The 11,225-nt window shown below is 50.4% G+C and carries 7 protein-coding genes and 2 pseudogenes; 7 read left to right on the top strand and 2 right to left on the bottom strand.

Annotated elements, in window-relative coordinates; all coding sequences use genetic code 11:
* The 3 genes and pseudogenes from AB7U36_RS10320 to AB7U36_RS10310 form a co-directional block, all read left to right on the top strand.
* Positions 1-453 (top strand): annotated as a pseudogene (locus AB7U36_RS10320) (DNA polymerase III subunit beta); the annotation flags it as partial.
* Positions 450-2,864 carry a DNA topoisomerase (ATP-hydrolyzing) subunit B gene (gene gyrB / locus AB7U36_RS10315; RefSeq protein ID WP_428159696.1) on the top strand — a complete coding sequence of 805 codons (2,415 nt, stop codon included), beginning with the start codon at positions 450-452 and terminating at the stop codon, positions 2,862-2,864. The pseudogene AB7U36_RS10320 and the gene gyrB, both read left to right, overlap by 4 nt.
* A gap of 27 nt (positions 2,865-2,891) precedes the next feature.
* Positions 2,892-3,419, top strand: coding sequence for a single-stranded DNA-binding protein (locus AB7U36_RS10310; RefSeq protein ID WP_428159695.1), 528 nt, complete (start codon positions 2,892-2,894; stop codon positions 3,417-3,419).
* A gap of 38 nt (positions 3,420-3,457) precedes the next feature.
* Here AB7U36_RS10310 and hisF read toward each other — a convergent pair whose 3' ends face one another.
* Complete coding sequence (gene hisF / locus AB7U36_RS10305; protein ID WP_428159694.1) at positions 3,458-5,047, bottom strand: imidazole glycerol phosphate synthase subunit HisF; 1,590 nt, start codon at positions 5,045-5,047, stop codon at positions 3,458-3,460.
* Between the two features lie 277 nt (positions 5,048-5,324).
* Here hisF and AB7U36_RS10300 point away from each other — a divergent pair, with 277 nt between their 5' ends.
* Genes AB7U36_RS10300 through AB7U36_RS10290 form a run of 3 tightly spaced genes read left to right on the top strand, consistent with a single transcriptional unit; the run spans position 5,325 to position 9,618 of the window.
* Complete coding sequence (locus tag AB7U36_RS10300) at positions 5,325-7,475, top strand: HDOD domain-containing protein (RefSeq protein WP_428159693.1); 2,151 nt, start codon at positions 5,325-5,327, stop codon at positions 7,473-7,475.
* The gene (locus tag AB7U36_RS10295; protein WP_428159692.1) at positions 7,472-8,458 is read left to right on the top strand and encodes a hypothetical protein; all 987 of its coding nucleotides are present in this window, start codon (positions 7,472-7,474) and stop codon (positions 8,456-8,458) included. The genes AB7U36_RS10300 and AB7U36_RS10295 overlap by 4 nt, the downstream gene beginning before the upstream one ends.
* Complete coding sequence (locus AB7U36_RS10290) at positions 8,455-9,618, top strand: MinD/ParA family protein (protein WP_428159691.1); 1,164 nt, start codon at positions 8,455-8,457, stop codon at positions 9,616-9,618. The genes AB7U36_RS10295 and AB7U36_RS10290 overlap by 4 nt, the downstream gene beginning before the upstream one ends.
* On the opposite strand, the gene pncB is transcribed toward AB7U36_RS10290, so the two are convergent.
* Entirely contained in the window at positions 9,589-10,752 is a 1,164-nt protein-coding gene (gene pncB, locus AB7U36_RS10285; RefSeq protein ID WP_428159690.1) for a nicotinate phosphoribosyltransferase, read from the bottom strand. The genes AB7U36_RS10290 and pncB overlap by 30 nt on opposite strands.
* Before the next feature lie 226 nt (positions 10,753-10,978).
* Here pncB and AB7U36_RS10280 point away from each other — a divergent pair.
* A pseudogene (locus tag AB7U36_RS10280) lies at positions 10,979-11,225 on the top strand (hypothetical protein); the annotation flags it as partial.

The raw sequence follows: 11,225 nt of genomic DNA, 5'->3' as shown, positions 1-11,225 counted from the left end.
GTCAAGGACAATCATTTCGTGTTCCAGCGGGCCAATGAATCCATAATGATCAAGCTGCTTGAAGGCGATTATCCGGACTACAGGCTTGTCCTTAATTTCGAGGGCATGATCCCCATTGAAGTTGAACGGGTAATGTTTCTAACACTGATGAAACGGGTATCCATTCTTACCTCGGAAGATTATAAAAGCGGTATATTCAACTTCACGGAAAATAATCTGACCGTTACCATCACCAACCCAGAGATCGGTGAATCAAAAGAACAGCTCATGGTTGGTTTTTCAGGCGAAGATATAAAAAGCGCGTTTAACCCCAGGTATTTCATGGACGCCCTTAATCTGTTCAAGGACGAAATTGTGACCTTGAACATAAAAGACAGCAAAAGCCCCTGCATCGTTAAAAGCATGAAAAACAATAACCTTATCTGCGTAATAATGTCCATCCATCTATCATGAATAAAAACCAAGGAAGTAAAGACTACGGCGCCGGCGCCATCAAAGTTTTAGAAGGCCTTGAAGCTGTCCGGAAAAGACCGTCCATGTACATCGGAAATGTGGATCTCGAAGGCCTGCACCACCTGGTATATGAGGTGGTGGACAATTGTATTGATGAGGCCATGGCAGGGTACTGCGACACGGTTCTTGTCACCATCCACGAGGATATGTCCGTGAGTGTGGAGGACAACGGCAGGGGTATCCCGGTTGAAATGCACGAAACCGAAAACATACCGGCCTGCGAGGTGGTCATGACCAAGCTGCATGCCGGCGGCAAATTCGATAAAGACGCATATAAAGTCTCCGGCGGACTGCATGGTGTCGGTATCTCTGTTGTCAATGCTCTGTCCGGGCATCTGACCATGGAAGTGTTCAAAAACGGCAAAATCTACCACCAGACCTATTCCAAAGGCCACAAACTCACTGAACTTGAAATCCTTGGTGATACGGGGAAACAGGGAACCAGGATCACGTTCTCCCCGGATTTCACCATTATGAATCAAAATGAATTCAGCTATGAAACCCTGTCCCGGCGCATGCGGGAACTTGCCTTTTTGAACAAAGAGGTCAGGATCGTCATAGAGGACGAACGTTCTGCCCAGAAGGATGAGTTTTATTATGAAGGCGGAATCGTCTCTTTTGTGGAATATCTGAACCGGTCCTGCACGCCGCTGCATGATCCCATCCATATTGAAGGGGATAAAAACAATGTCCAGATAGAGGTGGCCATCCAGTACAATGATACCTTTAAGGAGAAACTGTATTCTTTTGCCAACAATATCAGGACCATTGAGGGCGGAGCCCATGTGTCCGGGTTTAAAGGGGCGTTGACCCGCACGGTAAATGCCTATATTTCAGGCAACCCGAGTCTGCCCAAAAACATGCAGAGCATCAAGATCAGCGGGGATGACATGAGAGAGGGCCTGGCCGTTATCATCTCGGTCAAGCTTATGGAACCCCAGTTTGAAGGCCAGACCAAGACAAAACTGGGCAATAATGAGATCAAGGGCATTGTTGAATCCCTGCTCAATGAAAAACTGGGCCAGTTCCTGGAAGAAAATCCCAATGTCGCCAAAAAAATCATCGCCAAGGGCGTGGATGCGGCCCGGGCCAGGGATGCGGCCAAACGGGCCAGAGAGCTTGCCCGTAAAAAAGGGACATTGCTTGATTCCACGTTGCCGGGCAAACTTGCCGAATGCCAGTTTGCCGATCCGGCAGAACGTGAACTGTTCCTTGTGGAGGGCGACTCTGCCGGCGGGTCTGCCAAACAGGGCCGGGACCGGCGCTTCCAGGCCATACTTCCGCTGAAAGGTAAAATTCTCAATGTGGAAAAAGCCCGGTTCGACAAAATTCTTCGAAGCGACGAGATAAAAAATATCATTACGGTGCTGGGCACAGGCGCGGGCAGGGAAGAGTACAGCATAGAGAAAATCCGCTACCATAAAGTGGTCATCATGACGGATGCGGACGTGGACGGTTCACACATCCGGACCCTGCTTCTCACCTTTTTCTACCGCCAGATGCCGGACCTGATATCAAGTGGATACCTGTATATTGCCCAGCCCCCGCTTTTCAGGGTGGGATCAAGGAAAAACGGGGTGTACCTGAAAAATGAAAGCGAATACGCCGATTACCTGATCCGCAGGATTTCTTCCCAGAAACAGATCCTGCTGAACGGCCACGATACCCCTCTGGGCGAAGATGAATTTTTTGAGTTTCTGCTGGACATGACAGATTACTACAACAGCATGAACCAGCTCCACAAACGCGATTATGATACGGATCTTCTGGTTACCCTGATCAGGGAAGGGGTCAGTTCAAAGCGTTTCCTGGAAGAAAAAATTAACCTGGAAGCCTTGTCCGAAACCCTGAAAAATAAAGGATACACCCCCCGGGAGATCGAATTTGATCAGGAACGCAGCATTTATGAAATGGATATTCTGGACAACACAGGGCAGAAAAAGCTGCTGCGTGTGGGAAGGGAGATCCTTGGCACCGCCGATTACCAGAAGATGCGCCAGGCCTATGAAAAAATAAAAGATTTGAACCAGCCACCCTTTTCCATGTCCTCAAAGGCGGCTGATGCAAAAACCGTAACGATCCTTGATGATTTAAAAGGCCTTTATGAGTTTCTCATGGTCGAAGCCAAAAAGGGGATCAACATACAGCGCTACAAAGGTCTGGGTGAGATGAATGCGGACCAGCTGTGGGAAACAACCATGAATCCGGAAAAACGGATTATGCTCAAGGTGGATATCGAAGATGCGGAAAAGGCTGACGAGATATTTACCCTGCTCATGGGCGAAGAGGTGGAGCCCCGGCGCAATTTTATCCAGAAACATGCTCTGGAAGTATCTTCCCTGGATTATTAATAAATCCTTAACACAGGAGAGTTGAATATGGCAGGTTTAAATAAAGTCATTCTTATCGGTAATTTGGGAAGAGATCCTGAAATTCGGTATTCCCAGCAGGGTTTGGCTGTGGTGAATTTTACCCTGGCGACCAGTGAGCAATGGACGGACAAAAACACAGGAGAGCGCCAGGAAAAAACAGAATGGCACAGGATTGTGGTCTTCGGCAAACAGGCTGAAACCTGTGAAAAATACCTGTCCAAGGGGAAACAAGTCTATATAGAAGGCCGGCTCCAGACCCGGTCCTGGGAAAAAGATGGCCAGACACATTACACCACGGAGGTTGTTGTCTCAAACTTCATGTTTCTGGGCAGTCGGGATGGCGGTGGCCAGTCCGGCTCAAACGGTTCAGGCTACCAGAGAGGCGGATATCAGAATCAGCCGGATTCCGGTGGTGGCGGTGGATATACCCCGAACCGGCCTGGCCCCAATTCAGATAATTTCCAGGGGCCTGTCCAGCCCGGCATGCCGGACGGGCATGACCAATCCATTCCGGATGATGATATCCCGTTCTAAAAAAGCGTCAGCGCTGATGAGGTGCGGTTAAACAATAGTTACTTTCGCACCTCAATGCCCTGTTCGGCAAGATGCTGTTTCACCGACTGAATGGGCACTTCTTCCCTGTGGAAAATACCTGCGGCCAATGCAGCTTCTGCCTTTGTGCATTTAAACACCTGGGAAAAATGCGCTTCACACCCGGCACCGGAAGAGGCAATCACCGGGATGGTGACATTGTTGCGTACGGCATTGATCAGGTCCAGATCAAATCCGGAGTTTGTTCCGTCCTTATCTATGCAGTTGAGCAGAATTTCACCTGCCCCCAGTTCTTCACAGGCCTTTGCCAGGGCCACCGCATCAATGTCCATGGCTTTGCGGCCCCCGTTCACCGTACACTGGTACCAGCAATATGCTTCATTGCTGGGGCCTTTTTCCCCGGATGTCACCTTGACCACATGGTGTTTGGGTGCATCTTCCGGGCAGGTAACCCATGCCCTTTTGGGATCAACGGAAATCACCACAGCCTGGGCCCCGTAAACCCTTGAGATCTCTTCAATGGCTGATTCTTTTGTTTCCTGCCCGGATTCAAGGTATGCCATGGCAATGTAAACCGCATCAGATCCGATGGAAACCTTGTCTGCGCCGGCCCTGAAATACCGGGCCGCAACATCCAGGGACGAATAGTGCCGGCCCCGGGCGTCTGTGAATTCCCGGATGCCGCCGCCAATGGTCAGTGGCACAAACACCTGCTTTGAGGTTTGTTCCAGGACTTTTAGCATGGGCATATCCTCCAGCGGGAAATCCCTGAATCCGGTTATATTTAAAAAAGTGATCTCGTCAGCACCCTGCTCGTAATATTTTTGGGCCAACGCCACGGGTTTGCCAAGATTTCTGACGCTGCCCGCTTCCCTGACATCGTACTGGTCCCCCTTGGTGACCACTAAATCCCCATTGTCGTTGGACCGGACATCCAGGCAGGCAATTACCCTTTTTGACAGGCCTTTTGCCGGTATGTCCGCAGGTCCCCGGGCCTTAAGGCTGTCTGAATGGATGAAATTATCAAGCAGCTTCATGCCGGCGCTCCCGCTTTTTTCCGGATGGAACTGGGTGCCGATGATATTGCCCTGCTGCACAGCCGAGGCATAGGGGTAATCATAGGTGGTGAAGGTCAGAATTACATCGGGATTCTCGGGCACGATGTGGTAGGAATGGACAAAATAAAATTTTGTATCCGGTTCCACCCCGTCAAGAAACGGGGAGTCCTGTTTGATGTGGATGCCGTTCCATCCGATGTGGGGCACGGAAAGTTCTGTTCTGAAACGTTTCACCCGGCCTTTAAAAAAACCAATGCTCTCATGGGGAACCCGTTCTTCCTCACTGCCTTCAAAAAGGGCCTGCATGCCCACGCAGATGCCCAGAAACGGCCGGTCAGCGTTGAGATATTCGCGCAGAGGCTCAACAAAGCCCCGCTCATGAAGGATTTCAAGCATGGCCCCGTAATTGCCCACACCGGGGAAAATCAGCTTTTCAGCTGCCAGAATATCTTCAGGTTTCTCAACCATTTTAATGCTGCCGCCCATCTTTTCCACAGCATTGATCAGGCTGCGCACATTGCCGGCCCCATAGTCTAATACGGTAATCTTCATAATCTTATTCCAGCCGCGTTGTCATTAACATGTATGGTGCTTGCTCCCAAGGGAACAAAATTAAAAAGATAGCCAATTCCCTTTCAGGTGTCCAGTTCATTTTAGGGATAAACCCAGGTTAATCCGTATGACCCAGTCAAAAGTTGACACCAAACTGTAAGCCAGGTTACATCCTGCCCTGTAACGGTTCAGGTTAAACTTGATTTATCAAACCGAAACCCATATACAAGGCATATGGCTGTGGTTACGTTACCTGACCCATCAACATTAATGTGCCATGAAAAATATTTTTGAAAAGATAAAAAGCGCTGACCTGCCCCAGCTGCCCCAGGTAATACTGCAGTTGATCCGGGCCTGCGGCAGTGAGAAAACAGATGTTGACGAGGTAACGCAAATCATCTGCCGGGATGCGGCCCTTGCGGCAAAACTGCTTGCCATCATTGCCTCTTCCCATGTAAACCTGGCAAAACAGGTTACCACCATCAAATCTGCTGTGGTGTATCTGGGACTGGACACGGTTCGAAATATTGCCATCAGTTCTTCGGCCATCCAGTTTTTTAAATTTTCAAAAGTCACAGATAATTTCAACATCAACAGGTTCTGGTATCATTCGTACAAATGCGCGGTTCTGGCCCGGCGCATCGCCCTTGAAGAAAATCAGATCAATCCGGACCAGTATTTCCTGGCAGGCCTTCTCCATGATATCGGCACCCTGGTTCTCATGGCAACCTTTCCAGAGGAATACAAGGATATTGAAGCCAGGGTAAACCAGGGACAAAATGAATTTGAGGCCCAGGCCGACATACTCAAGGTAGATGGCCCAAAGGTCAGTTCCTGGCTGTTCAACCAGTGGCGCCTGAACCACATGACATCTGATTCCGTGCAGTTTTTAAGTCAGCCCCTGGCACGCATCGCCCAAGAGCTTGTCCATGTTAAGATTCTCTACATGGCCAACCTCATGGCAGATCCGGAAAGCACCAATGTGACACCTGACGTACTTTTTTTGACAGACATGCCGGCCACCGTGTTGAATGACATCGCGGTCCAGGCTGAGAACGAAGTGCACCAAATGGCCAAAAGCCTGAACCTTGTTCCGGATAAAAGCCGCGGAAACGCTTTTGCGCCGGAACAGGGAAATACCCTCCTGGCCGGTAACCTTAAGGATGTTTCACTGTTTTTCGGTACCCTTGACAATCTGCTCAGGGCAAGGGATGTGGCAACGGTGCTTAAGACGATCCAACGGGGGCTGGAAATCATTTTCCATATTCCCCGGATCTTTTTCTTTCTTCCGGACAGGGAAAGGGCTCTGCTCACCGGGATCTGCGCAAAAGAGGACCGCCACTACAACATTGTCACAAGCATCGCCCTTGCTATGAACAACAATGACAGCCTGGTTGTAAAATCTGTCCATACAGGCAAAATTACGGCCAGCCTGGACCAAAAAAATCCGGCCGCATCCGACATACAGATTATCCGCCTTCTTGAAACACCGGCCCTTTACGCCATTCCCATTCCCGGACACAATGGCTGGTCGGGCGCCATGGTTCTGGGCGTGGACAGCGATCTTGCCCAAACCCTGGACAAAAACAAAACCCTGCTGGAACTTTTTTCACGTCAGACAGGTATCTGTCTTGAAAATTTTGATTTCCGTAAGGCGTATGCCAGGGATATCAGTGATAAAAAAATGGAAGCCTATGCAACCCTGACAGACAAGGTTGTACATGAGATCAACAACCCTGTTGCCATCATTAAAAATTACCTTGAAACCCTGAAACTCAAACTGCCGGAAAAGCACCCTGCCCAGGAAGAACTCACCGTTGTCAAAGAAGAAATGAGCAGGGTATCCTCCCTGCTTGAAGGGCTGACCTCGTTTTCAAGACCCGGGGTGGGGGGAGTGGACGCCATTGATCTCAACCAGATGTGCCGCCGCGTACTGGCGATGTTGAGTAAATCCATTCTTCTGCCCAGACGGATCCGGATTCAAACTGACCTTGATGATGCCATGCCCAGGGCCACCCTGGACAGCAACGGGTTGAAACAGGTGATTATCAATCTGGTTAAAAATGCTGCCGAGGCCCTTGAAAAAGGAGATGAAATCCGATTTAAAACAAGGTTTGTTCCCGGCTCAGCCAAGGTGTTGATAGATGAAAAAAGAACCCTTCCCGGTTTGGCTGAAATCACCATCCAGGACAACGGCCCGGGCATCCCTGCGCATATCAGGGACCGGCTTTTTGAGCCCTATAATTCAAGTAAGGACAGATCTGCCAATTCAGGGCTGGGTCTGTCCATTGTTCACTCCATTGTCAGGGAAATGCAGGGACGCATTACCTGGGACAGCAGCCGGGGCAGGGGGACCTGTTTCACCATCCTTATTCCCCTTGCTCCCGGTACCGGTGCCAGGGCACTCGGGGATGAGGTCATGTCGTGATGAAAACCGGGCAGATTATGATACAGGAAGGCCTGGTCAGTCCCGGAGACGTGGCCCTGGCCCTGGATGTCCAGGAAAAAAACAAAGGCAACGGATTGCAGGGCAGTTCCCTTCTTTTGGGCATGATACTGTGCCAACTGAATCTGATCACGCCCCTGGACAATTTTTATGTATTAAAAAAACATCACAAACAGATGTCCGTCATGGACCGGCTCTGTGAAAAAGAAATGGCGCCCCGGTCCCGGCTGGAAAAAATTAAGGCCGAGGCAGACAGCAAGGCCATCCCTTTTATCTCTTTTCTCCTTGAAAAACAGATTATCCCCAAGGGTCGTCTTCAGCAGTTGCTTTTTGACCTTTTTGGCATTCCATTAAGATCGGTATCAGATATTATTTTTGATCAGGACTGCCGCAGTGACCTGACCTCGGTGATAGACAGGGATCTTGCCGTAAAACTCAGCATAATCCCTTTGCATCTGGCAGGCAACGTCCTGACCCTTGGTCTAACGGATCCAGACAATCTGATTTTTGTACGCAAACTGGACGTTAAATTCCCCCAGTACCGGTTTTTGCCGGTATTTATACCCTTTTCCGGGTTTAAATGGTTTTTTCCCATCCTATACCCCCAAGCACAACCAACCTTTTCGCCCCCAATGGTCATGCAGCACCCGTCGGCGGCTGAAAAAGCCGAAAACGGGGCCGGGCCCGAAACAGTCAGCAATCCAAACCTGGACAAGCATGTCATCGCCCGGCTGTTCAGACAATATGAAACCCTGCGGCAGGGGCACGAATCCCTGAACAACCATGAAACCTACAATTACCGCCTGGGCCTGTTTGCCGATTTCATCCGTGACAGCTATGATGAAATAACGGCCCAAAACGACTGCAAAACCATTCAGTTTTATGTACGGCAACAAGAGGGCCGGGCCATGGTCATCGCAACGCCTGCCGACAAAAACCGGAAGGGAAAGGAGATAACAATATGACAAAGATGCTTACCATTGCATCGGGAAAAGGGGGTGCGGGAAAAACCAGTATCAGCCTGAACCTGGCCCTGGCCCTGGCCGGTGCAAATTACCGGGTCTGCCTGTTTGATGCGGACCTGGGGTTAGCCAATGTGAATATCCTTACCGGCCTTTATCCCCAGTACGGCCTTGCCCAGGTGATGGAAGGCAGCCACACGCTTTGGGACATCATGATCCGCAACTTCAACGGCATAGATATAATACCCGGCAGCTCCGGTGTTGAAAAACTGGCGGATCTGACCAGTCATGAGGCAGGACTTTTGATCCAGTCCTTTCTGGCCCTGCCCGATTATGACTATTTTCTGATAGATACCTCTGCGGGCATATCTTCCCAGGTGCTCTCCTTTTGCAGGGCAGCCCAGGAGATGATCCTGGTGGTCACGCCGGAACCCACATCCCTGACAGATGCCTATTCTTTGCTTAAGGTCCTGTCAAAAAAAGGTGCCATGCCCGAAATCCGGGTGGTGGTCAACCAGGTCAGGACAGCCCAGGAGGCAAAAGCGTCTTACGCGAAGCTGAAAAAAACGGTTTTTAATTTTTTATCGGCCCGGGTTTCGCCCCTGGGTATTGTGGCCCGGGACCCCAATGTATCCAACGCGGTTATTTCCCAGGTGCCGTTTCTCATAAAATATCCGGAGACCCAGGCGGCCAGGTGTATCAGAGCGATTATGCTTAAACTGGCCAAAGAGCCGGGCAAAGAGATGTCCCTTGGATCGTTCTGGGATCAATGCCTTGAGATTCTGGGCGGAAAATCGCCCCGAATCCGGGAATCCTCAGCAATGCCGATAGATCAAAAAAATGATGGGCTGAATGGTCTTAAGCCTGATAGTGAGGCCGGGCAGGCACCCGCCGCAGCCCTGACAGGCCATGACGACGGGGGCACAGCCCGGCGCCTTGCCGGCATTGAAGAAAAGCTGTCGCAATTGTTGGAGGACGTCGCGGATTTAAAGCATTTGCTTAAGGCCGCCCCAAGGGAACGGGCAATAAAATCACAGCCTGGGGAAACCGCTCCCCCTGACCACCGTCGGACCGGCGAATCAGACGGGCACTTTATCCTGGACTTTGAAGCCTGGCTGTCAAAACGGAAAAAATCAAAGGCCAAGGGCTTTTCGGCAGTGTAGCAATTCTCCGGGGTCACCGGTGTGTTTGCCCGGATCATCGGACAACTTAACCGTGGACCGGCCTTCCATGCCGGGTTCAGGCTCTACCCAGGATAATTTGATCACAATATTCAAAGGGTTAACCCCCACATCATTGGTCAGATTGGTGCCAATGCCATAGGAGTCTTTTACCTGGCCCCGGCAGAACTTGTGAATCTTTATTGCCCGTTCCACATCCAGGCCGTCTGAAAACACAATGGCCTTGGCCGCCGGGTCAATACCCTTTTCCCGGTAATGGCTGATCATGTCCCGGATAAATATTTCAGGGTCTCCGGAATCCTGGCGGACACCGGAAAACAGGTTGGCCCGGTCCCTGGTAAAGGCCTTTAAAAAAACCTTCGTGGTAAAGGTATCGGTCAACGCAATGCCCAGCACATCGGGGTAGACCTTAAGCCAGGCATCCATGGCAGCGGCATTGGCCGTGGCATAATCGGTTAAGGCCGAATGGAACATAATCCATTCATGGGCCAGGGTCCCCACCGGGGCAAGCCCGTAAATTCTGGCAAAATGCACATTGGAGGTACCGGCCATGCCGTGGTGGTCCAGGGACAGAACATCCTCTAAAAAATGGGCGTGGTTGGCTGCTGAAAACCGCCGCCGGGTGCCGAATTCCACAAAAGTCAGACCTGCATTGGACATCAGTTGCGCCTTGGTCTGGTTGCGCTTCCGGATGGCCTGCCTGGATAAAATGTCAGGTGCAGTAACCTTGAAATAGGTTTCGGAAATGATGGCCATCAGGGGCACTTCCCATAAAATGGTCCGGCGCCACGGCCCTGCAACCCTGACCCAAAGCGTATGCCCCTGCTGGGAGATTTCCACCTGGTCCGGGTCATAACGGTATGAAGACAGATAATCCAGGTAGGGTTTTGTAAAATAGGGGCAGGCCTTTTCCAGCCACCCTCTTTCATCACGGGTTAAGCCTAAGCCTGCCATCCGTGCCACCCGGTCCTTAATCAATCCGTCAAAGCCCGAAGGGAAGGGCGTGCGGCCCCGGTTCGTCAGTTCATACCTGACCCGGGCCTTGGGATACAGCCGGCACACGGCCTGCTGCATGGTGAATTTATACAGATCATTGTCAAGTATGGTTTCAATCATGGGTTTAAAATATAGTTTAAAAAATTTTTGTGATTATATGATCACCGTTTAAATTTAGCCAGCCATAAAAACTTGATCATTGAGTGATACATATTAACGGTTGATTTTGAAACCGGTTATTGGGCTGTTTCAATATTTATTCATAAAAAATTTAGGTTTTTACAATTGCGGCCGATGTTAATCAGAAAAAGAGAAATTCGTAAAAAACCGTTAACCCAGGAGAATAATGATGACCAGCTTGCCGCAAGTCAACTCCTACGGTCTGCAGAACCAGGCCGCACGGTCAAACACCAGCACCGCTTCGAGTTCAAGCGAACTTTATGTAAAATCATATTCAAGTCTTGATGCGGGATTGACCATCCAGACCCGGGAAGGGGATGTCGTTACCCTGTCCACCAGCCAGTCTTCCGAACTTGAAGCCTATGAATACAGCAGCCAGGGCCTAGTCAGCAATGAAAGCGGCTATGCCGCCG

The organism is Desulfobacter sp. (assembly GCF_050177295.1).
This window is presented reverse-complemented; position numbering and strand designations above follow the sequence as displayed.